The organism is Cobetia sp. BL01 (assembly GCF_056493605.1).
This window is the reverse complement of the sequence record NZ_JBVBEE010000004.1, coordinates 62,520-84,624: the sequence shown is the minus strand read 5'-3', so window position 1 is coordinate 84,624 and position 22,105 is coordinate 62,520. Positions and strand designations below refer to the sequence as shown.

At 63.3% G+C, this 22,105-nt stretch carries 22 protein-coding genes; 4 read left to right on the top strand and 18 right to left on the bottom strand.

What is annotated here, in order from left to right; all coding sequences use genetic code 11:
• Positions 1-104: 104 nt before the first annotated feature.
• The 7 genes from ACZYGA_RS09080 to ACZYGA_RS09050 form a co-directional block, all read right to left on the bottom strand.
• A complete protein-coding gene (locus ACZYGA_RS09080; protein ID WP_077378697.1) occupies positions 105-236 on the bottom strand; it encodes an entericidin A/B family lipoprotein in 132 nt (43 codons plus the stop codon).
• Positions 237-388: 152 nt separating this feature from the next.
• Positions 389-520, bottom strand: a complete 132-nt coding sequence (locus ACZYGA_RS09075; protein ID WP_077378694.1) for an entericidin A/B family lipoprotein — start codon at positions 518-520, stop codon at positions 389-391.
• 57 nt (positions 521-577) lie between these two features.
• The gene (locus ACZYGA_RS09070) at positions 578-709 is read right to left on the bottom strand and encodes an entericidin A/B family lipoprotein (protein WP_077378691.1); all 132 of its coding nucleotides are present in this window, start codon (positions 707-709) and stop codon (positions 578-580) included.
• A gap of 65 nt (positions 710-774) precedes the next feature.
• Complete coding sequence (locus ACZYGA_RS09065) at positions 775-1,770, bottom strand: zinc-dependent alcohol dehydrogenase family protein (RefSeq protein WP_084209433.1); 996 nt, start codon at positions 1,768-1,770, stop codon at positions 775-777.
• A gap of 143 nt (positions 1,771-1,913) precedes the next feature.
• Positions 1,914-2,693 carry a sulfite exporter TauE/SafE family protein gene (locus ACZYGA_RS09060; RefSeq protein ID WP_191236497.1) on the bottom strand — a complete coding sequence of 260 codons (780 nt, stop codon included), beginning with the start codon at positions 2,691-2,693 and terminating at the stop codon, positions 1,914-1,916.
• A gap of 195 nt (positions 2,694-2,888) precedes the next feature.
• A complete protein-coding gene (locus ACZYGA_RS09055; RefSeq protein ID WP_479399137.1) occupies positions 2,889-4,961 on the bottom strand; it encodes a TRAP transporter permease in 2,073 nt (690 codons plus the stop codon).
• A 381-nt stretch (positions 4,962-5,342) separates the two neighbouring features.
• Positions 5,343-6,350: a TAXI family TRAP transporter solute-binding subunit gene (locus ACZYGA_RS09050; RefSeq protein WP_479398955.1), complete on the bottom strand. Its 1,008-nt coding sequence runs from the start codon at positions 6,348-6,350 to the stop codon at positions 5,343-5,345.
• Between the two features lie 348 nt (positions 6,351-6,698).
• On the opposite strand from ACZYGA_RS09050, the gene ACZYGA_RS09045 reads away from it, so the two are divergent.
• Complete coding sequence (locus ACZYGA_RS09045) at positions 6,699-7,127, top strand: HIT domain-containing protein (protein ID WP_077378676.1); 429 nt, start codon at positions 6,699-6,701, stop codon at positions 7,125-7,127.
• A gap of 40 nt (positions 7,128-7,167) precedes the next feature.
• Here ACZYGA_RS09045 and ACZYGA_RS09040 read toward each other — a convergent pair whose 3' ends face one another.
• From ACZYGA_RS09040 to ACZYGA_RS09010, 7 genes are all read right to left on the bottom strand, one after another.
• Complete coding sequence (locus tag ACZYGA_RS09040) at positions 7,168-7,734, bottom strand: hypothetical protein (protein WP_479398953.1); 567 nt, start codon at positions 7,732-7,734, stop codon at positions 7,168-7,170.
• 147 nt (positions 7,735-7,881) lie between these two features.
• Positions 7,882-9,093, bottom strand: coding sequence for a nickel/cobalt transporter (locus ACZYGA_RS09035; protein WP_479398952.1), 1,212 nt, complete (start codon positions 9,091-9,093; stop codon positions 7,882-7,884).
• Positions 9,090-9,839, bottom strand: coding sequence for a DUF1007 family protein (locus ACZYGA_RS09030; RefSeq protein ID WP_077378670.1), 750 nt, complete (start codon positions 9,837-9,839; stop codon positions 9,090-9,092). Before ACZYGA_RS09030 ends, ACZYGA_RS09035 begins: the two co-directional genes overlap by 4 nt.
• Positions 9,840-9,972: 133 nt before the next feature.
• The gene (locus tag ACZYGA_RS09025) at positions 9,973-11,448 is read right to left on the bottom strand and encodes a sigma-54-dependent transcriptional regulator (RefSeq protein ID WP_479398950.1); all 1,476 of its coding nucleotides are present in this window, start codon (positions 11,446-11,448) and stop codon (positions 9,973-9,975) included.
• The gene (locus ACZYGA_RS09020; RefSeq protein ID WP_479398949.1) at positions 11,441-13,441 is read right to left on the bottom strand and encodes a sensor histidine kinase; all 2,001 of its coding nucleotides are present in this window, start codon (positions 13,439-13,441) and stop codon (positions 11,441-11,443) included. The genes ACZYGA_RS09025 and ACZYGA_RS09020 overlap by 8 nt, the downstream gene beginning before the upstream one ends.
• Positions 13,442-13,454: 13 nt before the next feature.
• Positions 13,455-13,871 carry a hypothetical protein gene (locus tag ACZYGA_RS09015; RefSeq protein WP_084209437.1) on the bottom strand — a complete coding sequence of 139 codons (417 nt, stop codon included), beginning with the start codon at positions 13,869-13,871 and terminating at the stop codon, positions 13,455-13,457.
• A complete protein-coding gene (locus ACZYGA_RS09010; RefSeq protein ID WP_136939105.1) occupies positions 13,871-14,497 on the bottom strand; it encodes a hypothetical protein in 627 nt (208 codons plus the stop codon). Before ACZYGA_RS09010 ends, ACZYGA_RS09015 begins: the two co-directional genes overlap by 1 nt.
• A gap of 401 nt (positions 14,498-14,898) precedes the next feature.
• On the opposite strand from ACZYGA_RS09010, the gene betT reads away from it, so the two are divergent.
• From betT to ACZYGA_RS08995, 3 genes are all read left to right on the top strand, one after another.
• Positions 14,899-16,896 (top strand): choline BCCT transporter BetT, encoded by a 1,998-nt coding sequence (betT, locus tag ACZYGA_RS09005; protein WP_077378655.1) that lies wholly within the window; start codon positions 14,899-14,901, stop codon positions 16,894-16,896.
• Between the two features lie 469 nt (positions 16,897-17,365).
• A complete protein-coding gene (locus tag ACZYGA_RS09000; protein ID WP_065392451.1) occupies positions 17,366-17,845 on the top strand; it encodes a Dps family protein in 480 nt (159 codons plus the stop codon).
• 305 nt (positions 17,846-18,150) lie between these two features.
• Positions 18,151-19,263 carry an App1 family protein gene (locus ACZYGA_RS08995; RefSeq protein WP_077378652.1) on the top strand — a complete coding sequence of 371 codons (1,113 nt, stop codon included), beginning with the start codon at positions 18,151-18,153 and terminating at the stop codon, positions 19,261-19,263.
• Between the two features lie 79 nt (positions 19,264-19,342).
• Here the strand turns inward: ACZYGA_RS08995 and ACZYGA_RS08990 are convergent, their stop codons facing one another.
• The 4 genes from ACZYGA_RS08990 to ACZYGA_RS08975 all read right to left on the bottom strand — a co-directional run bounded on the left by ACZYGA_RS08990 (position 19,343) and on the right by ACZYGA_RS08975 (position 22,060).
• Positions 19,343-19,816 carry a DoxX family protein gene (locus ACZYGA_RS08990; protein ID WP_077378649.1) on the bottom strand — a complete coding sequence of 158 codons (474 nt, stop codon included), beginning with the start codon at positions 19,814-19,816 and terminating at the stop codon, positions 19,343-19,345.
• A 109-nt stretch (positions 19,817-19,925) separates the two neighbouring features.
• Entirely contained in the window at positions 19,926-20,732 is an 807-nt protein-coding gene (locus ACZYGA_RS08985) for an HvfC/BufC family peptide modification chaperone (protein WP_479398948.1), read from the bottom strand.
• A complete protein-coding gene (gene bufB, locus ACZYGA_RS08980; RefSeq protein WP_176493716.1) occupies positions 20,729-21,673 on the bottom strand; it encodes an MNIO family bufferin maturase in 945 nt (314 codons plus the stop codon). The genes ACZYGA_RS08985 and bufB overlap by 4 nt, the downstream gene beginning before the upstream one ends.
• A 90-nt stretch (positions 21,674-21,763) precedes the next feature.
• Complete coding sequence (locus ACZYGA_RS08975) at positions 21,764-22,060, bottom strand: BufA1 family periplasmic bufferin-type metallophore (RefSeq protein ID WP_084209440.1); 297 nt, start codon at positions 22,058-22,060, stop codon at positions 21,764-21,766.
• Positions 22,061-22,105: the final 45 nt, after the last annotated feature.

Sequence of the window (22,105 nt, the reverse complement as noted above, 5' to 3'; positions counted from 1 at the left end):
GGCGGAAATCACCGGGCGTCATCATCGGCGCAGGGCCGCTATTGCATCGCGCCTCATGCCTCACGTCTCGTGCTGACAGTGAAGCGGCGTGTCTGGCGACCTGCTTACTGGGCAGCGTCCTGAACGGCTTCACCTGCGTGCTCGACATCCTGGCCGGCACCGTCAACGGTGTTGCAGCCGGAGAGTGCCGCCACAGTGAAGAAAGAGGCGAACAGCAGTGCAATGGTACGGGACATGGTCATGCTCCTTGTGGTGATGGATATCATGGATCCTGCCATTCAACGCGTCATGCCTGCGCTGATACCCATTACCTTGGGCCACCCTGCGGGGTTTCAAGGGAGAAATTCATGTTTCGTTCATTGCCTGAATCCGCTGCCACCTCACTCGCTCAGCTGGCCGACTCCTCGATGGAGCCCCCCAGATGCTCAAGATCTTCCCCGAAGCCTTCCACGGTGTTGCAGCCTCCCAGCATCAGGCCGAACAGCAGAGCCGTACCGGTCATCATCATGAAGCGTCGCATGGGTATTCCTCTCTCAAGTGCCTGATCGCACGCAAGGTGTCGATCAGGCCGTCAGGCTCAGCTGGCTGCGTTGTCGATCTTGCCACCCAGGTGTTCAAGATCCTTGCCAAAGCCGGCCACCGTGTTGCAGCCCGTCAGGGCCACGCTGGCCACCAGCAAGGCGGCCATCATCAAGCGAGTCACTCGCATGTCATGCATTCCTGATCAATCGTCTCTGCCACTCTGACCTTCGTGACACTGGAAAGTGCCAATTCTCAGCGATTCACCAACAGAATCTTGCCCAGTGCCTCGCCGGATTCGATCAATTCATGTGCCTTGGCGATATCGCGGAAGCTGAACTGATGCTCGTCCAGCAGCGGGCGAACCGCCCCGGCCTCCAGCATCTCGCTCAAGGCGTTGAGCAGCTCCGGCTGCTCATCCATGCCGATACCGGTCAGCAGCGGCACCGAGCGGAAGATGACGTGCAGCGACAGGTTCTTGGCGTGCAGCTGGGTCAGGTCGTGGGTCGAGCGGGTGTTGATGGAGCACAGACGACCGGAGATCGCCGTGGCCTCGATGGAGCGATCCAGATTGTCACCACCGACGGTGTCGAAGACGAGATCGAAGCCACGCCCGGAGGTCAGGCGTGCCACATAGTCACTGACCGCTTCCTCGCGATAGTTGATGATCTCGTCGGCGCCCAGCTGGCGCGCCAGATCGGCCTTGGCCTCGCTGGACACGGTGGTGGTGACATGTGCGCCGAGATATTTGGCGATCTGCACCGCGACATGACCGACCCCTCCGGTACCGGCGTGGATCAGCACGTGCTCGCCTTCCTTGATCTGACCGCGCGAGACCAGCGCCGTCCAGGCCGTCAGGAACACCAGTGGCAAGGCCGCGCATTCTTCCAGGGTCAGCGCCGCCAGACTCGGGCGTTTCACGATCACACGGGTGTCAGCGATCATGTAATCCGCCAGTGCGCCCTGCCAGCCCTTCACGCCACCGGCGCAGCCCAGCACTTCATCGCCGACCGAGAAATCCGTCACGCCCTCGCCCACGGCGTCGATCACCCCCGCGACATCGCCATTGAGGATGGCCGGGAAGTCGGGGTGCGACTTGACCAGGCCACTGCGCAGCTTGGTCTCGATGGGATTGACGCTGGAGGCGGATACCTTGATGCGCACCTGACCTCGTGCCGGGGTCGGCGTGTCCAGCTCGCGCTCGACGAACACATCCGGGGCGCCGTATTGCTCGATGACCATGGCCTGCATGTGGGAAGACTCCTGAACAATGAGAAAGAAGCGACGCCCTGCCCGCACGGCGTCGTCATGAAAGTTGGGTGACACCGCGCCACGAAGGTGGCGCCATGTCGGCAATGACCCGAGCTTACTCCGTGTCATGCCTCAAATCAGCATCAGGTCAGCACCAGCTTGAGCACGATGAGGAAGATCACCGCCACCGTCAGCCACTTGACCCAACGCGCACCGGCAGGGCTCATGTTGACCCGCGCACCGAGGAAGGCGCCGCTCATGTTGCCGACCGCCAGTACCAGGCCATAGGCCCAGCGCACCTGACCATCGAACACGAAGACCGCCAGCGCCGGCAGGGTATACATCAACACGATGAAGACCTTGAAGACGTTGACCTGGGTCAGATCGATCTTGAGCAACCGGTAGAGCACCACGATGAACAGCACGCCGACGCCCACCTGAATGAAGCCACCATAGAGACCGATGCCGAACATCGCCAGCAGCACGATGGGAGTGATGCGTTCCGGGGTCAGCTCACGGGTGTCGATGCGCGGCGTCGGCAGCAGCATCATGATCGAGCACACCACCATCACCACGATCAGCACACCCTCGAAGGCCTCGGCACTGATCCGGGTCGCCAGCCAGGCCCCCAGCATCGCGCCCAGCACGGCAGGCACGGCCAGTCGCCAGGCCACCCCCATGTTGTGCGCCCCCGCCCTGAGGAAGGTGCTGGTGGCAGTCGCACTCTGCAACGCGATCGCCACGCGGTTGGTGGCATTGGCCTGCGCGGGGGGCAGGCCGAGAAACATCAACAAGGGCAGCGTCAGCATCGAACCACCCGCCGAGAGCACATTGATGAAGCCGGCCACGCCACCCAGCGCGATCAGCGCCACCACGCTGATCAGATCAAGGCCGCCTGCCAGCCCTGCCACATCACTTGTCATGCCGACATTCCTTGTCTTGCCGTAAAAGGGGGACACGCTGCACGCACTTCGTCATTCAGAGCGCGCGATGCCCGACACACCCTCCTCGCAGGAACCTCGCGAAGGCAGGGATGCCGGGCATCGTGGATGATGCATTGCGTCACGTCATGCAGGATTCAGGCACGTCTGCCGGAACCTGCCGGAACCTGCCGGAACTCAGGAAGCCAGGGCTTCCTGACGGCCACTCTGGCGCACGCTGTAGGTCAGCACGCCCAGGAAGATGGCCAGCCCGGCAATATCATAGGTCAGCTGACCATGCGGCCACAGCATCAACGCTCCCAGCGGGAACATCGCCAAACGCAGCCACCAGGGCAGTTCGTGCTCCAGATAGCCTTCCATGCCCGCCACGATAGCGTAGATCCCGAACAGCGCGAACACGAAGACCGTCAGCATCTCACCGATGTCACCGGAGATCAGCGGACTCCAGGCGAACAGCAGCGGCACGATGTAGAGCCCCTTGGCGATCTTCCACGCCATCAGGCCTGTCTTCATCGGCGGTGTCTTGGCGATGGCGGCAGCCGCGAAGGCGGTCAGGCAGACCGGCGGCGTGACGTTGGAGTCCTGGGACAGCCAGAAGATGATCATGTGGGCACTCACCAGTGCCATGGTCAGCACGTGCGGCGACAGCGCCTGCTCATACAGCTGGCTCTGGAAGGTATCCGGCACCAGGGCCAGCAGTTCACGTGCGGCGTCCATGCTCATCGGCGCGCCCAGCAGGTCCAGCTTGTCAGGTGCCGCCAGCATGAAGATGGCCTTGGCCTGCTCCGGCAGGTTGCCCGCCGCCAGCAGATCCACCAGCTGGGAGTGCGCGATCAGGTTGTAGAGCGCCGGGGCGGATAGCGTGCCCAGCACGATATAGGACGCCGTCACCGGCAGCCCCATGCCCAGGATCAAGGACGCCAGCGCAACCAGGATGATGGTGATCAGCAGGCTGCCACCCGCCCAGTCGGTGATCATCAGCGAGAAGGTGTTGCCGATCCCCGTGGTGGAGACGACATTGACGATCAGCCCGACGGTGATCAGCAGGATCGCCGTGGTGGTCATGTTGCGCACCCCGGCCAGCATCGCCTCGATGATGTCGCCGAGCTTCATCGGATTCTTCGACAGCCACGAGGCCGCGATGACGGACAGGATCGCGATGCCGGCGGCGTAGGTCGGCGTGAAGCCGTAGATCAGTGCACCGACCAGCACGAACAGCGGTGCCAGATAGTGCCAGCCCTCCTTGAGCACGTCCTTGAGGCGCGGGCCCTGCGGGTCATCCAGCGCCGTGGCGTCGGAGCGTTTGGCCTCGATGCGCACGAACATGGCGACAGACAGGAAGTAGAGCAGCGCCGGCAAGGCGGCCACGCCGACGATGGTCAGGTACGGCACCTGGGTATAGGACGCCATGATGAAGGCGCCCGCGCCCATCACCGGCGGCATCAGCTGGCCACCGGTGGAGGCGGCGGCCTCCACACCTGCCGCGAAGCGCGCCGGGAAGCCGGCACGCCGCATCAGCGGGATCGTGATCACGCCGGTGGAGACGGTGTTGGCGACACTGGAGCCGGAGACCGAGCCCATCAGGCCGGAGGCGAACACGGCCACGAAGCCCGGGCCACCCTTGAAGCGACCCGCCGCGCAGCGCGCCAGGTCGATGATGAAGTCACCCGCGCCGGACTTGACCAGGAAGGCGCCGAACAGGATGAACATGAACACGTAGGACCAGGAGATGCGGGCGATGGAGCCCAGCATCCCTTCGCCGCCGATGAAGCTTCTGAACAGCACCGTCTCCCAGGTCAGGCCCGGGAAGTTGAACACGCCACCGACATACTTGCCCCACCAGGCCACATAGGTCAGCGCGATCAGACACAGCACCGGGATGAACCAGCCGGTGGTGCGCCGCGCGAACTCGAGAATCAGCCCCACCGCGACGATGGAGACCACCCAGTCCGCGGGGGAGAACACGACCCCACGATCATAGAGCGCATCCTCGAAGCCGATCAGATAGAGACCGCAACCCAGTGCCGCCAGCCCCAGCATGACATCCACACCCAGCACCCAGCGCTTGGCACCATCACTGGACGGCGTCAGCATCGGGATGGTCAGCGCGCACAGCAGGCCGAACAGCCCGAAGTGCAACGCGCTCACCCACAGCTCCGACAGGGTCGAGATGGTGTTGAAGTACAGATGCGCCAGACAGATGACGATGGAAATCACGAACACGGCCCGCCCTAGCCAGGGCAGTTCCATGCGCCATGGCGCGGCTTCGACGGATTCATCGCGCACACCGGACAGGTCCGGCGCATCCGGCACGGCTTCAGTGGGACGAGAGGGCTCTGGCGAGCGGGAATCATGCATGGCGGTGCCTCAAGACGGGATCAGACAGCGATGGCGCGGCGGCGACGTGTGGCGTCAACCTGCGCCCGGGCTTGCGAGGAAATGCGGACTTGCTTCATCAATGACGTCGGTGACATCAGTGATGCATGGGCAGGCTTTGGCCTGGCAGAGGCTGCCTTGCGAAACGAAGACGCAGCATGACGCCGGACCGGCACTGTCTTGTTGGACTGCACAGCCCTCACCGCGGCCATGGGCGCGCGATGAGGGCTGCGATGGAGCGGACTCAGGGGTGGGTCAGTCGGCGATCAGACGCTCAGGGATCTCGATGCCCTGCTCCTTGAAGTAACGCACGGCACCCGGGTGCAGCGGCAGCGGCAGACCAGCGATGGCCTTGTCGAGTGCCATGGCCTTGGTGGCCGGGTGGATGTTGTTCAAGAACGGCAGGTTCTCGTACATGGTCTTGGTGATCAGGTAGACGTCTTCTTCGGAGACGTCATCACGTACCACGAGGATGTTCGGCTGGGCGATGGTGTTGATCGCCTTGTCCTGGCCCGGATAGGTGCCAGCGGCGATTTCATACGGTGTCCACAGCTCGAACTGGGAATTGACCTTGGCCAGCTGCTCTTCGGTGAAGTCCAGCGTGGTGATCTCGTCACCGAGGTTGGCGTAGGCACGCGTCACGGCGGAAGCCGGTGCGCCTGCCGGAATGTTCATGCCGTCGATGTTGCCGTTCTGCATCGCGTCGGCACTCGGGCCATAGCCCATGTAGGCCAGATTCATCTTGTCGGCATCGATGCCCAGCTGCTCGAGAATGAAGCGACCCGAGCCCTCGGTGCCGGAGTTCTTCTTGCCGATGGAGAAGCTCTTGCCATAGAAGTTGGTCATGTCCTCGATGGTGCCGGTCTTGACCTCATCGTTGCGTGCCACGAAGTGCTCGACGTTCTGCCACAGCATCGAGATGCTGCGCAGGTCCTTGTGCGCCTTGTTGACCGGCGGAGTGCCATTCCATGCCCAGGCGCCATAGAGACCCTGGATGATGCCGAACTGGGCCTGGTTCTCTTCCATCAGCTTGAGGTTCTCGCCGGAGCCGGCGGAGGAGATCGCGGACACCGAGATGCCGGCGGTCGGCTCGAGCTTGACCTTGATCAGCGTGGAAAGCGCCACGCCGACGGGATAGAAGGTACCGCCGGTGGTCGCGGTACCCATGATGTACTTGCCTTCCGCCTGGGCTGCGGCACTGAGGCCCAGAGAGGCAGCGATGGCGAGACCGAGGCCGGCCTTGAGGAACTGGCGCTTTTGCATGGAATGACTCCTTGGCGGGCCTGCCGGAACGCAGGCGAACCCTTATTGTTGGAATAGGCGAGACGTGGCGATAGCGGACGGGACAGCGAAGGTCAGGTCGTACTGCCCAGCCTTGAGTGAAGACTAGCAAGTGTCGAGCAGGGGCGGTATTTGGCGATGGGGGCATTGCGCCAACGGCCGGCCGGCATGGCGCAAACCGAAAAGTGGCAGGATTCTGCCGATCTGGTCACACTGGAGACATTAAGACACCTGGCCTGGGGACACCCGTGACGGCCCCGCCGGCAGACGGACCGGCAGACCAGCCGAGGCCATTCGGGCGCGCCAGCCCCGCGACGACGAGGAACGACAATGAATGATTTCACCCTGCACCCGCAGCTGGAGGCAGACACTCACTTCGTGGCCGATCTGGCATTGTGCAGCGTGCGCCTCATGAACGATGCGCGCTATCCCTGGTTGATGCTGGTACCACGCCGTGCGGACATTCGCGAAGTCTATGAGCTGGACAGCCATTCCCAGCACCAGCTGTGGCACGAGACCACCCTGCTCGGCGAGCTGTTGATGCAGCTCAGTGACGGCGAAAAGCTCAATATCGGCACCCTGGGCAATGTCGTGTCACAGCTGCATGTACACGTGATCGCCCGCAGCAGCGATGATGCCACCTGGCCCGGGCCGGTCTGGGGAGTGGGACGCCCGAAGGCCTATGACAATGAAGCGCTCACCACGCTGATTGACACGCTACGCATGAAGATCGCCGAGCTGCCGACCTATTCCTTCTAGAGAATTTGACAATACTTGAGCATGTCAGAAATTGGCATGCTCATATTAAGGAGCAATCACGCTTATTGGGAGGGTTATTGTCTAGCATTGCTTTCGTAAAACCCTTCATCTCTTTTATAATTTTATCTACAAACTCATCCTGTACAATCAGATAATCTCTCGCGTAACTCTCCACGTGTAACCCTGACTCTCTACCAATAAATTTGGCAACTGCTATATCCTTTGTCTTGTCTATGCATCCTCCGGCATGAGCAATCAAATTCCGAATAGACACTAGCCCCTTAATAAAACTCCACGCAGGATTATCAACCGGTAAAGAGACCTCTCCCTGTTGCTTCAAATATTCTTTAGCTCGATCAAGTATCCCATGTTTTTTATTTCTTTCAAACGGCAAATATGGATCGCGACAGTAACTTTCAACGGAACTAACCAGTTTAATCAAAAAATCTTCAAACAAAGACACCAGCATTAAAACGTGTGCTTTATTCTGATGCTGCGGAAATTCATCTGAAATATAGCACGAGAGATCTGAACGGTAATTGTAGTCTTTTGCTCCTTCTTCGCTCACCACCTCACAATCATAATTCCTTGTTTCTTCATGCCACATTCGACGCGCTGTCTTGGCATAAACATCGTAATAGTCAAGCTCATTATAAAATATGCCACTACTTGATATGGAGGCAATTTACCTTTCGCCATAGACTCTTCCTCTATAATTAAAGCAGCCACCATAAACCTAGATTCAACTCATGATTTAAATACTTTTATGGTTATCTCTTGAATCCAAGTCTTCAACTGGTGCCGCGCGCCCGAACGGCGAGGCACCGCGTCCGGTGGGAGAGTCCAGCGCCTTGAGACTGCTGGCGACCAGCAAAGCCCCGAACACGCTGATGACGATCCCGCCGAGCAGCCCGATCACCGCGGCCCATGGCCACTGACGAAGCACTCCGCCCGCTTCGCGCTTGCCGGTCAGGCGCGCCGTGCCCGCCGCCAGACGCCCGCTGGCCTTCATCAGCAGCGTGGCCATCGCCACGCTGCCCACCGTCAGCGCGGTGCCCAGTGACATCGCCAGTACCGCCAGTACCCCGCTGCCGACCAGATTCAGCGCCAGCGCGGCCAGCAATACCAGAATCGCGCCGGAACACGGCCGCAGGCCGATCGCCAGCACCGCCATGCCCATGGTGCGCCAGTCGCCGCTGGCCTGCTCCGCCGTCACGCCATGCGCATGGCCGCAACCGCAGTCATGCCCGTGTGAATGATCGTGGCCGTGAGAGTGGTCGCGACCATGCGACGGCTCGAACGCCAGCTCCTGCATCGCTGGCGCTTCCTGTGTCGTCACGCTCTCTTCCATGCCAGTGGTGGCGGGCGCCCTGAGTGCCCGCCACAACGCACGCGCGGCACGCCACAGCAGCAGCAGGCCCAACGCCAGTACGCCGACATGGCTGAGCAGGGTGACCTTCTCGACCTGCCCGAGCACCTCACGCCCGGCCCAGTCCAGCAGTCCCGCCCCCAGCCCCACCAGCACCAGCGCACTCACGCCCTGCAGCAAGGCCGCCAGCAGCGAGAGCCATAGCGCACGTCGCCGCGCGATGGGCTGGCTGGCCAGCAGCGTACTGATCACCACCTTGCCATGGCCGGGGCCCGCCGCATGCAGCACTCCGTAAGTGAAGGACAGCCCGATCAGCGCCCAGGGGGTGCCGGGGTGCGCGGCAAGCTCGCTCATGGCGCGCCCGAGCGAGCGCTGAAAACGCGACTGTTCAGCGAAGATCCAGCCCAGCGCCTCACCCCAGGCCTGTACCAGGCTCGGCCACAGTGCCATGCCCAGCACGATCAGTCCGAATCCGAGGGCCAGCCACCCGGCCAGGCGTCGCCCTCGCGAAGAGGCCGGCTTGAGCAGGCCATCACGCATGCCCTTGAGGCTTTTGACATCCCCAAGCCCGGAGGTGTCCTTGTGCTCATCGCTCATCGAGACGCCTCACAATGGACACTGCCGACATCGGCGAAATACTGGCCAAGATCCATCGGCGCGGTGGCATTGATATCCAGCATCGAGGCCTCGGCGACCTTCTGGGGATCCGGGTCTGCCTTGGCGATCTTCGCCGTACAGTCCATCGGCACCTGCTGCGAGGACAGCCCCTTGATCACCAGCCCTTCCTGGACGGCGATCGCATCCGGGTCATGCAGGATCTCGATGTAATAGGTGGGATCATAGATACGATAACTGAGCGTATGGCCGGCCATCGGCACGGGTTCGGCCAGAGGCAGTTCCATCTGGAAGGCGACGCGCTCCCCCTTGAGCCAGGTGGTCTGGCGTGTCGCCTCTCCCAGCGCCACCGGCGCTCCGTCACGCTGAACATGGGTGTAATAATCGAACTGGGAAAGATTGGCGAGGATCTCGCTGCCCAGCGCATCCAGGCGCTGCTCCATGCTGGTATCGTCCTGCAGGGCGGCCAGCTCCTGCCGCAGCGTCAGGCTATAGAAGGGGTCCAGCAACCAGTACTGACGCAATGCCACCGCCCGCCCCTGATCATCCAGGCGCAGGGTCACGCGCAGATCCACCCAGCCATGCGGATGGGCAAGCGCCGGTTGACTGACCATCAACGACGCGATGGCCAACATGCCGACCCACGCCCCCGTCAGCAAGCGCAGGCAACGACGCCAGGCGCGCGGAAACGATCGCGCATCATCGCGATGATCAACAGCAAGGGGCATGCAGACACTCCGGAAAGGCGGATACGAAGAAAAGCGAATGCCAGGCGTGGCACATCGTCGTTACCTTATAACATTCGGGGGCACGAACCACCCCTTCGACGCCAGACCGACAATTTGATTCCCGAGCAGGCGCTCATTCCGATGCCCCGTCCGCACCATGACGAAAGTCATCACGCCGCAGTCCGTACTTGTGCATCTTGAGGTTGAGCGTCCGGCGCGGAAGGGCCAGTTCCTCCAGCACCTGGGCAATGTTGCCTCGGGCACGTGTCAGGGCCGCTCGAATCAGCGTCGCCTCGAACAACGCCACCTGCGCGGCAAGCCCGTCCGGGTCCTCCTCTCCCGCTTCCTGCCCGGTCGCCGGCGGCTCCTGCCCCTGTTCACCCAGCACGGTCCGCTGGCTAGCCAGCTGACGCAGCTGGGCAAGATTTCCGGGCCAGTCGGCCGCCATGAGGGTCGTCAGCTCGCCCCGGACGAAGGGCAGCTCAGGAACCTGATGAACGTCGGCGGCCTGGCGGCTGAAATGCGCCATCAACAACGGGATATCCTCGCGCCGCTCACGCAGTGACGGCGTGACCAGCTCGATCTCCGCCAGCGCGTGCCCCCGCGTCAGCCCCAGCGTGCCGGAGGCCACCAAGGCCTGGACGCTGCACTCGGCGCTGAAGACCACCCGCGGCGCGCGACGTCCGCCCTCGGGCTGAGCGTTCAGCCAGGCGTCCAGCCACTGCCACTGCTCACGGCTCAGGACGTCGACGTCATGCAGCAACAGGGTATTCATCTCGGGAGCGGCCTGAAGAGCCTCATCAATCGCCTCGGACAATGCCGCGCCGCTCGACGCCGCGCCGCTCGACGCCTTGGTGCTCGATGCCTTGGTGCTCGACGCCTTAGTGCTCGACGCCATACCGACCAGGGCACGACATTCGACCTTCGCCAGCAACGCGGAGGCCGGCGATGTGCCGACGCGCTGGGTCTCTCCCTCCGCCGGCGCATGCTCGGCGAGTGCCAGCGCCGTGGTGGTCCGCCCGCTGCCCGACTCCCCCGTGATCCAGACGCGTGCCGGATGCCCCTTGAGCTCCAGTATCTGCTCGCGCAACTGACGTATCTTCGCGCTTTCACCACGTAGCAGACCGGCAAGCCCCCGCACGCTCAGGCGACGACGCAGCCGCTGGTTCTCATCGCTCAGCCGCCGGCCTGCCAGCGCCTGACGCAGCTTGAGCTCGAGCGCTTCCGGGTCAAAGGGTTTCTCGATGAAATCGCGCGCTCCGCCCTGCATGGCCGAGACCGCAGTGGCCACATCGCCATGCCCTGTCATCATCAGCACCGGCAGCTCCGGCGCCTCGAGCGTGAGCCGTGACAGCAGCGTCAGCCCATCCATGCCCGGCATGCGAATGTCACTGATCACCACGCTGACCGGCTCGCCGGCGGCCAGCGCTTCCAGCAAGGCCTCAGCCCGCGGGAAGCAGCGCAGGTTGAGGTCCGCAAGTTCCAGCCACTGAGACAGCGATTCCCGCACGGCCGGGTCGTCGTCCACCAGCCAGATGGGCGCCTCGCGGGTCAGCTCATGATCCTGAGCCAGGCGCTCATCGCCCGTCTCGAAGGCAGCATCACTCATGGTCAGGTGCCTCCGGGGTCAGTCGAGTGGGTGTCGGGCTGCCCGCGTCATCAGGGGGCGTGCACAGCCACAGTTCGAAGTTGGCACCGCCCAGCGCACCCGGCGGGGCATCATCCGAAAGCCGCAGGACACCGCCCAGGTCACGTGCCATGCCATAGCTCAGAAAGAGCCCCATGCCCATGCCGTCACCCACTTCGCGGGTGGTGGTGAAGGGGTCGAACAGGGTGGCCCGCAATGCCGGGTCGATCCCGGGGCCATTGTCCTCGATGCGCAGGCAACCGCCGGGCCGCCCCTCGAGCCAGGCAACCTCAGGCCAGGCCTGCCAGCTCAGCCGGATACGGGCGACCCCGTCCAGGGTGCCATCGCGCTGCTGACCCTCCAGCGCATCCACGGCATTGCGGATCAGGTTGGTGAGCAGCTGCTCGAGGCGCGCCTGCTCTCCCATCACCCGCACCTCTGGCATCAGTCCCTGCCGCTCGATCACGAGCCCCAGAAGCTCGCACCGCTCATCGAGCAGTTCCAGGGCGTACTCGATGCGAGGCACCAGTGCCAGCGGCGCTGGCGGCTGCTGACTGGCCGGCCGCACGAACACCCGCAACTGGCGGATCATGTCGCCCAGACGCTCGGCCAGTGCCGCGATACGCGTGAAATTGCCGCTCGCCGCTTCGGCGGCACGTGGCAGCAGCTCCGGGCGGGTCGTCGCCTGAGACACGCCACGCGTCAGCAACTTCCCGCCACTGGCGGCATAGGTGCGAATGCCGACCAGCGGCTGATTGAGTTCATGGGCAATGCCGGCAGCCATGGTGCCCAACGCCGCCAGCTTGCCCGCCTGCACCAGCTCGTCACGGGTGGCCTCAAGCTCGCGGGAGCGCTCGGCGACACGCTCCTCGAGACGCTCGTTGATCTCACGCATGACCACCGCCTCACGCCGGATGAGCCGCAGGCGCGCCTGACGCTCGCGCATCCAAAGCGCCAGCATGCCCAGCCCCAGCAGTACCGCCAGCCCGGCCAGCATGGTGTTGCGCGCCTGTATATAGAGAGGCCGCAACGGCATCAGAAAGTGCAGCTGCCAGGCCAGCGGACCACTGAACAGCGACTCATCCAGATAGCGCTGGCCGACGGAAGTCGAGGAGCGGGAAGACGCCTCACCCGCCCCCAGCACCAGACTGCCGTCTTCCAGCGAGCGCGCCAGCGGGGAGAGCGGCGCCCCACGAAATTGCTGCTGCGCCCGGATGTCGTCGAGAGCGGCGGGCGCGAGGGGTTCGAGAGTGCGGTATTTCCAGCTCCGCCGTGAGGCCAGCAGCACGACACGATTGGCATCGGCCAGCAGTACCGTTTCGCCGGCCTGGCGCCAGGTATCCTCCAGCGCCTCCAGCGAGACCTTGACCACCAGCACGCCCAGCGGCTGGCCGTCCGCCCCCGATACGGGCGCGGACACGAAGTAGCCGGGGCGCCCCGTGGTATTGCCCACCGCAAAGAATTCCCCGCGCCCGCCCGCCATCGCATCCAGAAAATAGGGCCGGTAGGCGTAGCGATGGCCCACGAAGCTGTCGGATTCATCGAAGTTGCTCGCGGCCAGCGTCACGCCGGAGGCATCCGTCAGGAAGATCGCAGCGGCGCCGGATTCCCGTGCCACACGCTGCAGGTGCCAGTCGAGACGATTGCCGGACTCGGCGACATCGGCCGTGTCATCGAAGGCGGCACGCACGCGCGGTTGTCGCGCCAGCATGGCGGGCAGCCACTGAAAGCGCGACAACTCCGCATTGAGGGTGCTGGCATAGAAGTGCAGCCGAGTGGCCGCATGCTGGCGTGCCTCACGCTCGCTGCGGGCGAACTCCCACTGCCAGAGCGCGAACAGCACCAGTACGCCGGCCAACATGCTGGCGCCCAGTGCCAGCCAGGCCAGGCGCCGTCGTCGGTGCAGACTCAATCCCTCCGGGCGCAAGCGATCGGAAGATGCCCGATCACGCCCCGGGGCATGGCGCGATGTCATGGGGTGCTGGCGATCATGGCGTGCCGATCACCGGCACGGTACGTGCGTTCAGCGCCACGGCCACGTCCACCAGCAGGTTGTCGAGACGCCCCGGCGCGATCTCGGCGCCATTGCTGTCACCCGTCACGCTCAGACGAATCTGGCCGTTCACCTCACTCACCCAGGCGTCGAGGGTCAGCGGTGGTCTGGCGGCGTAGCTGGCATCCAGCCGCTCGAGATCCGGGTCTGCCCGCTCGATGATGAAGCCGCGCTCCGCAAGCGTGGTCATCAGCGTGACGAAGACCTGCCGGGAGGTCAGCGTGCCGCTGTCGGGCGCGATCACCGCGGTACGGGAGTCCGGCGCATGGGTCGGCTGTGTCATGCAGCCGCCCAGCGACAGCAGGGCGAGACAGGCCACCAGACGCAGGCAGCGAGGAAGGGAAGGATTCATCAGCGCACCTCTCGAGGATCACGGCCCGCCAGCGCGGCTTCCAGCTGACGTTCGATCTGTTGACAGCTCTCGCTGAGATTCTGTGGTCGAGCATCGATGACATACCCGCCCTGATTGATGACCTGCTCATCACGGATCACGCGCACTCGCTCGTCCGGTGCCACCAGCGAGATGCGCTCGAAGCTGATCGGGTCGTCCCGATAGACGTCATTGCCCACCCCGACACCGATGCCACGCCCGGCGGCCACGCCGTAGCCCACCGAGAACCCGATGCGAGAGCCGAAGGGCCCCTCGATGGCCCCGAGCCCCGGTTGGTCGACCTTGCGCTCCCCGGTCACCAGGCCCAGCGACAGCTCACTTTCGCGCACCTTGTAGCCACGGGCCTCCACGACCTCGGCGGCGGCGCGCAGCCACTGATCGGCATCGCCCTGACGCGGGAAGATGCAGGCCGCAGGCAGCGCTTCGCTGTCATGGGCAGATAGCGGGTCCTGACTCGTCAGCGTGGAACAGCCGCTCAGCAGCAGCAGGCCCGAGATGAGCAGCCCCGTGCGAGACACCGCTCCGGCCTGCGGCGTTCGAGCGCTTGCCTCGGTCCGAGAGGGAGCTAAGGGAAGTCGAGAGAACATGCGAACGTCTCCGGTCAGCCATCTGACTTGGCGATCCATCACGATTTCCATCCGCGAGATGGCGCAAAGCCACTAGACTGACACTTAAGCCTTGTAGGATTTGTGCATAACTATAGTATCAAGCAGTAAAGGGGCCTGAATGCAGACGGTCTCATCTTAGCTCGCCACCACGCCAACGCCTACCTCATGCATGTTCCCGGGCGACGGCCAGTACCGGCTGGCACGACGCCTGACCCGCGATGCGCCATGGCATCAGCGTGCCGGAGCGCTTTCGTCCCCATCGCATTTCCATGGCCTCATCATCGGTTACACATGGAAACGATATGGCGCGGGCAACTCACGACGCCACAGGTTCAATAAGTTACCATTATCGTCGAACAGGCAATCAGGGAGAGAAATTTATGTCAGAAAATGCCGACCAACCTACGGTCGCGAAGATCAATCCGCCAGTCTTCTTCGGCTCCGCCGTGGTGATACTGGCGTTCGTGATCTTCACCGTATCCATGCCCGAGACGGCGAACGTGGTCTTCGGCCACGTCCAGACCTGGATCATCGATACCGTCGGCTGGTTCTACCTGCTGGCCATGGGGCTGTTCGTGGTCTTCACGCTGGGGCTCGCCTTCTCGAAATCCGGTGACATCAAGCTGGGGCCGGACCACTCCGAGCCGGACTTCAGCTACGGCTCCTGGTTCGCGATGCTGTTTTCCGCGGGCATGGGTATCGGCCTGATGTTCTATGGTGTCGCCGAGCCGGTCTTCCACTTCACCGCACCGCCCGTGGGCGATGCCGGTACCGTGGAAGCCGCTCGCGAGGCCATGAAGACCACCTTCTTCCATTGGGGCATCCACGCCTGGGGCGTCTATGCCGTCGTGGCACTGGCGCTGGCCTACTTCAGTTTCCGCCACAACCTGCCGCTGCGCATCAGCTCCGCGCTGTACCCGCTGATCGGCAAGCGCATCCACGGCCCGATCGGTCATGCCGTCGACATCTTCGCCGTCTTCGGCACCATGTTCGGGGTAGCCACCTCGCTGGGTCTGGGGGTGCTGCAGGTCAGCTCCGGTCTGCATTATCTGTTCGATATCGACAACAGCCTGACCACCCAGGTCATCCTGATCGCCATCATCACCGGCCTGGCGACCATCTCCGTGGTCATGGGGCTGGACGGCGGCATCCGTCGTCTCTCCGAGCTGAACCTCGGTCTTGCGCTGGCATTGATGCTGTTCGTGCTGTGCGTTGGCCCGACCATCTTCCTGCTGCAGACCCTGATCCAGAACATCGGTGGCTACCTCAGCGAAGTGGTCGACAAGACCTTCAACATGTTCGCCTACATCCCGGAAGACGGCCCGTCCGAGTGGCTGGGTGGCTGGACCCTGTTCTACTGGGGCTGGTGGATCGCGTGGTCCCCGTTCGTCGGCATGTTCATCGCACGCGTCTCGCGTGGTCGTACCATCCGTGAATTCGTCTATGGCGTGCTGTTCGTGCCGATGGGCTTCACCTTCATGTGGCTGACCTTCTTCGGCGACAGTGCACTGCACCTGTTGATGACCGACGCCGCTGGCAATCTGGCCGAAGCCGTCTCCGCGGATGCCTCCGTGGCACTGTTCAAGTTCCTGGAACTGTTCCCGTTCGGTAGCGTGACCTCCCTGCTGGCCACGGTGCTGGTGGTGACCTTCTTCGTCACCTCCTCCGACTCCGGCTCATTGGTCATCGACATGCTGACCTCGAAGGAAGGCGATGAATCTCCGGTCTGGCAGCGCATCTTCTGGGCCGTGTCCGAAGGTTTCGTGGCCGTGGCGCTGCTGATGGCCGGGGGTCTCGGCGCACTGCAGACCGCCTCGCTGGCCTCTGCTCTGCCCTTCGCCATCATCCTGATGTTCGTCTGCTACGGCCTGCTCAAGGCGCTGCGTCTTGAAGGCGTCAAGCAGCGCTCCATGCAGCATCTCAGCAACACGCCGGGGCATACCGCCGGTGGTGCACGCAGCTGGCAGAAGCGCGTCCAGACCCTGGTCGAGACGCCGCAGCAGAAGAATGTCGAGCAGTATCTGTCGGATGTCGTGACGCCGGCGCTGTCGGATGTCGCCAAGGAGTTCGAGGCGCAGGGGCTGGATGTGCGCGTCAACGACGAAGATGACCGCAGCTATCTGCAGGTCAGCCATGGCGACGAGATCGACTTCATCTATGGCGTACGTGTCCGCGAGTATGCGGCACCGGCCTTCGCGCTGCGCAACGTCAAGCGCAAGGGCACCAGTGACGTGGAGCGCCAGTACCGGGCCGAGGTCTTCCTGCGCGAAGGCGGCCAGACCTATGACCTGATGGGCTACACCAAGGAGCAGGTCATCGGTGATGTACTGGATCAGTACGAGAAGCACATGCACTTCCTGCACATGGCGCGCAACTGACGCCTGAGCGTTGCTGAAGTGATGACAGCTGCTGGTCTGGCTGTCGCAAAGGCCCCGCCCCGTGCGGGGCCTTTGCGTTTCTCACGGTCATGCCTCGGCAATGAACCGCGTGCTACCTTGCCGTGCCACCTTGAAAAGCGTCATCCTGAGCCGCATGTATCAGAAAGACGCTTGATCACGGATTCATCGTGAGGCACTGGATGGCTCAGTCATCCGATCATTCGCACCGGAACACGTCATAGCACCAGACGATCACGACGATGCAGCGAATTCGTTACTGCACGGCACCGTCACCCTCTACACTGGTGTCATCGACCCGGTTGCTCGGGCCTGGTGCCATGGGCTTGGCTTCATGAACCTGAGGCACTCGAAGGTAAGGGATATCGCCTGCTTGTCCTCAGTGCCCGCGCCCTGCCTCACCACGTATTCCAACCACATTTCACGTCGCCCATTCTCAAGGAGAGTCTTCATGTCCACCGATACCAATGCCATTGGCCTGCATACTTCCAGCGCAACCCAGCTGGCGGAGCACCTCAATGTGCTGCTGGCCAACTACCAGACCTTCTACATGAACGCGCGTGGCTATCACTGGAACGTGAAGGGCAACCAGTTCTTCGAGCTGCACGTGAAGTTCGAGGAAACCTACACCGACCTGCTGACCAAGGTCGACGAGATCGCTGAGCGCATCCTGACCCTGGGTCACGAGCCGATGCACGCCTACAGCGATTACGCTCGCGTGGCGACCATCAAGGAAGACACCCACGTCAGCGATGGCACCGCTTGCGTCAAGGGTCTGCTCACCGGCTACAAGTCCCTGATCGAGCTGCAGCGTGAAATCCTCTCCGTCGCCTCCGATGCCGACGATGAAGGGACTGCCTCGCTGGTCGGCGACTACATCCGCGAGCAGGAAAAGACGGTCTGGATGCTGTCCGCCTACCTGGGCGAGTGATTCTGACCAAGACACCATCGCGTGTCTGACACTGCCGCCAGCGTGATCGGCAGGCCGTGAACGCCGCCTTCTGTCCCGTGCTTGCGCGGTGTCCGGAAGGCGGCGTTTTCGTGGGTCGGACACCACTCGAGAGTCAGACTCGAGAAGAACTTGAGCTCGAGAAGGACTTGAGCCCGAGAAGAACTTGAGCCCGAGAAGCACTTGAGCAAGAGGCGCAGGACCATGCTCGGAAGCGCATCATCACGCGACACGCAGGGTGGCTGCCAATCAGGCAGGTTGATCAGGCGTCATACCAGGAGGGTTGCATGTCACTGCCGCTGACACGTCTGCTACGCAAGTTGCTGCATGTGGCTGCCAAGCCCATGCGCCATGCCCAGGGCAAGGATGGTTGCGTCATCCATGCCTATCGTGGCTATGGCTCACACAATGAAGCCTTTCTGATGGGCCGCATCTTCCAGCAGCCCGGTTCGCGCAGTCAGCTGGCGCCCGGGGCCGGGCGCGACCTGATGGATGTCGGCCGCCGTCTGCTGCGCTGGGGCAAGGGCGGCGTGGAGGTGGACGTCAGCCTTGGCGGCAACCAGACCACGGTCGTCACCGACCGCGATGGCTACTTCAGCGTCCACCTGCCTCTGCTGTCGCCCTTGGCAGATCAAGGCCAATGGCAGACGGCACGGATCACCGCCCGGCCGCCGAAGCAGGCCGCTGTCGAGGGCGAGGCCCAGGTCTACCTGCCACCGGCCAGTACCCGACTGGGCGTGATCAGCGATATCGACGACACCGTGATGTACACCGGTGTCGCCAACAAGCTCAAGATGCTCTATCGGCTGTTCATCGAATCCGCCGAGCGACGCACTGCCTTCCCGGGAGTCGCCGCGCTCTATCAGGCGCTCCACGAGGGCAGCGACGGTCAGCAGAGTCGCCCGCTGCTCTACGTCTCACGCGGCCCCTGGAGCATCTATGAGATGCTGGAGGTGTTCTTCCAGCACAACCGCATCCCGGTCGGCCCCATCCTGTTCCTGCGCGAATGGGGGCTGACGCTGCAGCGCCCCCTGCCCAAGCGCTCGGAAGACCACAAGCAGGCGCTGATCGAGAAGATGCTCGACCTGTATGACGAGATGCAGTTCCTGCTCATCGGAGACAGCGGTCAGCATGATCCGGAGGTCTATGCCGATGTCGTGCGCCGTTACCCGGGCCGCATCTGCGCCATCTACATTCGCCAGATCGGTGACTCCGAATCGCGCAAGGCAGAGCTGGCCACGCTGGGCGAGGAGCTCTCCGCACTGGGCTGCGACATGCTGTTGAGCACCGACAGCCTCGACATGGCGCATCATGCACACGCCAATGACTACATCGATGCCGCCAGTGTCGAGATGGTACGTGCCGAGATCGAGCATCAGCGCGCCGAAGAGCCTGTCTGACCCACGACGACCCACGATACGCACAACGCAAGACGGAGACCCCGAGGTCTCCGTCTTGCGTTGTGGCCAGCAGGCAAGATCAGGCGATACGTGAGCGAATCAGGTGATCCAGTGACAGACGCCCCGGGCCCTGCAGCACCAGTACCAGCAGACTGGACAGCCACAGACCGTGCGTCACCCAGGCTTCCGGGTAGACGAACAGCTGAATGGTCAATGTCATGCCGGCCAGACCCAGCGCGGCAAGGCGGGAGCCCAGGCCCAGCCACAGCATCAGCGGGAAGAGATGCTCGGCAATCGTGGCCAGATAGGCGGCCAGTACCGGCGGGACCAGCGGTAACGCGTATTCGTACTCGAACAGGAAGAAGGTGCTTTCCTTGAGCGCGAAGCCATCGACCTTGGTCTGCGCTGACATGAAGAACACGGCGCCAATGACGATGCGCATCAGGATCAGCACGGCATCCATGCGCAGATTTTCCAGCCAGACGAACACGTTCAGGACTTGCCCCGCCACACCGGTACGGACCGCGGGCGTCGTGGATGACTCAAGGCTCATGATGAGGCCTCCTCAAGGATGCGCCAGTGCGCGAGAAAAAGGGGATGCGCCAGCTCGGCCCGGGTAGGTCGGCAGGAGACTGGCATGGACGAAAGATCATGGGGCAACACTAGTCCGGCGCGAGAAACACGCCACTTGCCAGCAGAGGGGCCAGCAGCTGCCCCAGGTCCTGCTCGGGATGGACATCCGCCAGCATGGCGGCCGCATCCGCGAGCGATTCACCCGCCAACAGCTGGTCGAGCAACCAGGCAGCCGCCTCTGACAGCACCGTCACCTGAACCTCCAGGGCCGGACGGGTGATCAGCAGGTTCTCGGGCCGCGCGACATCCAGGCCTGCAAGGCTGGCTCCCTCATGCTGGTGGCGCTGCCATACCTCGAAGATCGCATGCTCCAGGCGCAGCAGACCTGCCGCGGGATGAGGCAGGAAGGTCAGCGCCATCACCGCCTCGGGTGACAGCTGCGCCAGCCTGGCCGGTGCCAGCACTTCAGCGTCGGCGGCGTGATAGGCCGTGAGACGCGCGGCCTCGAACCGCGCCAGATCCACCGCGTAGAACGGCAGCTGAGCGACCGATGCCTGTCGATGCTCGACCAGCGTCGTCAGAGTCGTGTGCAAGGTCTCGGCAAGCCCCGCCCCGTACTCCATCATCAAGGGCGATTCCGGCAGGTGACGGCGTGAGTGATCATGCGCCAGCGCCGCGAAGAAGCGCTCGCCCACGACCTGACGCGTCACGGGATAGGCGTCCTGCAGCGCGGAGATCAGGCTGGCCCAGACATTGTTGCGATAGACGTCAAGACGCCCCTGATGTGCCGCCTCGATGCCCGGGAGATGACGGTCAGGCTGCTCAAGCGCCGTGATGAAGGCCCGCTGCCAGGTGAGAAGATCATGGTCAGTCATGGGGGCCGTTGGCGTGCTCATCGCGGACTCTCCACCTGAGGGCCAGAGGTCTGCGGGACCCGAGAGCCCTGCTGAACCAAGGCGCTCTGCAGAATCTGCTCGGCCCGAGCCGTCTGCCCCAGCAACACCTCCAGCGCCGGCACCTGGGTATCCCACTCGATCAGGGTCGGGCGCGGCCCGACTCGCTGGATGAAGCCGGCATACAGGGCCCATACCGCCTCGCAGACCGGCGCACCGTGATTGTCGATCAGCAGGCCTTCGCGCTCATCGACGACATGACCCGCCAGATGGATCTCGCCGACGGCCGCGGCCGGGATCGACTCAAGCCATGCCGCAGGATCGACACCGATGTTGTGCGCCGAGACGAAGACATTGTTGACGTCGATCAACAGTCCACAGCCGCTGCGCTCGACCAGTCGGGTCAGGAAATTCGTCTCGGGAATCAACTCCGCGCCCAGAGCCTGCGCATCAAAGCGCAGATAGTGTGCGGGATTCTCGATCAATACCTGGCGGCCCAGGCAGTCCTGCAGCCGCATCAGGTTATCGCTGACCCGTGCCAGCATCGCGTCGGTCAATGGCACCGGCAGCAGGTCGTTGTAGAAGTGGCCGCTATGGCCGGCCCAGGCCAGATGCTCTGACACACTGGTGGGCGGGTGACGCTCGCAGAGCGCTCGAAGGCGCGCCAGATGCGCGGCCTCCAGCGGACGATCCGATGCCAGCGACAGGCCGACACCATGGATCGACAGCGGATACTCCTGCAGCGCATCCAGCCGCGCATGGGGAGCTCCGCCTGCGCCCATGTAGTTCTCGGCATGAATCTCGAGGAACCCCAGCGCCGGCCGTGATGACATCAGCTCCCTGACATGCTGCGCCTTGAGGCTGATTCCCGTGGCCATGTCATCGAACGACGGCAAGGCCGTACCGAAATCCGGGCTGCGGGAGGTGGGGGATGACTCGTGCATGACGACCTCTCGATTCTGCGAGCGTCCGGCGGAGGGGTGAGACACCCGCCCACCGGACGTCAGGTTCGGGGGAGACCCGAGGCGTGATGCTTACTTGATCTCTTCCAGGCTGCCGGTGCCAGTGGGCGTTTCGATGGAGGTGCAGGTGCCTTCCGGGACCAGCTTCCAGGCATTGCCCTGATAATCGACGGTCGAAGTGCCGGCACAGGAGGTGCCCGGGCCTGCAGCGCAGTCATTCTCACCGGCCAGCGACACGCCGTAGCACTTTTCCATGCCTGCGGCATGCGCCGGAATGGAGACCACGGCGGCAGACAGCGCTACGGCGGTACCGAGGGCGGAAGCCAGGGCGAAAGCGGTCTTGGCGGACTTGTTGGACTTGGTAGACATGGGCACATCTCCTGAGAAAACGCTCATTCATGAGCTGAAAGTTGT

Coding starts and splice junctions, on each gene's coding strand:
- ACZYGA_RS09080 (WP_077378697.1), bottom strand. CDS start 236: ATGTCCCGTACCATTGCACTGCTGTTCGCCTCTTTCTTCACTGTGGCG.
- ACZYGA_RS09075 (WP_077378694.1), bottom strand. CDS start 520: ATGCGACGCTTCATGATGATGACCGGTACGGCTCTGCTGTTCGGCCTG.
- ACZYGA_RS09070 (WP_077378691.1), bottom strand. CDS start 709: ATGCGAGTGACTCGCTTGATGATGGCCGCCTTGCTGGTGGCCAGCGTG.
- ACZYGA_RS09065 (WP_084209433.1), bottom strand. CDS start 1,770: ATGCAGGCCATGGTCATCGAGCAATACGGCGCCCCGGATGTGTTCGTC.
- ACZYGA_RS09060 (WP_191236497.1), bottom strand. CDS start 2,693: ATGACAAGTGATGTGGCAGGGCTGGCAGGCGGCCTTGATCTGATCAGC.
- ACZYGA_RS09055 (WP_479399137.1), bottom strand. CDS start 4,961: ATGGAACTGCCCTGGCTAGGGCGGGCCGTGTTCGTGATTTCCATCGTC.
- ACZYGA_RS09050 (WP_479398955.1), bottom strand. CDS start 6,350: ATGCAAAAGCGCCAGTTCCTCAAGGCCGGCCTCGGTCTCGCCATCGCT.
- ACZYGA_RS09045 (WP_077378676.1), top strand. CDS start 6,699: ATGAATGATTTCACCCTGCACCCGCAGCTGGAGGCAGACACTCACTTC.
- ACZYGA_RS09040 (WP_479398953.1), bottom strand. CDS start 7,734: ATGTGGCATGAAGAAACAAGGAATTATGATTGTGAGGTGGTGAGCGAA.
- ACZYGA_RS09035 (WP_479398952.1), bottom strand. CDS start 9,093: ATGAGCGATGAGCACAAGGACACCTCCGGGCTTGGGGATGTCAAAAGC.
- ACZYGA_RS09030 (WP_077378670.1), bottom strand. CDS start 9,839: ATGCCCCTTGCTGTTGATCATCGCGATGATGCGCGATCGTTTCCGCGC.
- ACZYGA_RS09025 (WP_479398950.1), bottom strand. CDS start 11,448: ATGAGTGATGCTGCCTTCGAGACGGGCGATGAGCGCCTGGCTCAGGAT.
- ACZYGA_RS09020 (WP_479398949.1), bottom strand. CDS start 13,441: ATGACATCGCGCCATGCCCCGGGGCGTGATCGGGCATCTTCCGATCGC.
- ACZYGA_RS09015 (WP_084209437.1), bottom strand. CDS start 13,871: ATGAATCCTTCCCTTCCTCGCTGCCTGCGTCTGGTGGCCTGTCTCGCC.
- ACZYGA_RS09010 (WP_136939105.1), bottom strand. CDS start 14,497: ATGTTCTCTCGACTTCCCTTAGCTCCCTCTCGGACCGAGGCAAGCGCT.
- betT (WP_077378655.1), top strand. CDS start 14,899: ATGTCAGAAAATGCCGACCAACCTACGGTCGCGAAGATCAATCCGCCA.
- ACZYGA_RS09000 (WP_065392451.1), top strand. CDS start 17,366: ATGTCCACCGATACCAATGCCATTGGCCTGCATACTTCCAGCGCAACC.
- ACZYGA_RS08995 (WP_077378652.1), top strand. CDS start 18,151: ATGTCACTGCCGCTGACACGTCTGCTACGCAAGTTGCTGCATGTGGCT.
- ACZYGA_RS08990 (WP_077378649.1), bottom strand. CDS start 19,816: ATGAGCCTTGAGTCATCCACGACGCCCGCGGTCCGTACCGGTGTGGCG.
- ACZYGA_RS08985 (WP_479398948.1), bottom strand. CDS start 20,732: ATGAGCACGCCAACGGCCCCCATGACTGACCATGATCTTCTCACCTGG.
- bufB (WP_176493716.1), bottom strand. CDS start 21,673: ATGCACGAGTCATCCCCCACCTCCCGCAGCCCGGATTTCGGTACGGCC.
- ACZYGA_RS08975 (WP_084209440.1), bottom strand. CDS start 22,060: ATGTCTACCAAGTCCAACAAGTCCGCCAAGACCGCTTTCGCCCTGGCT.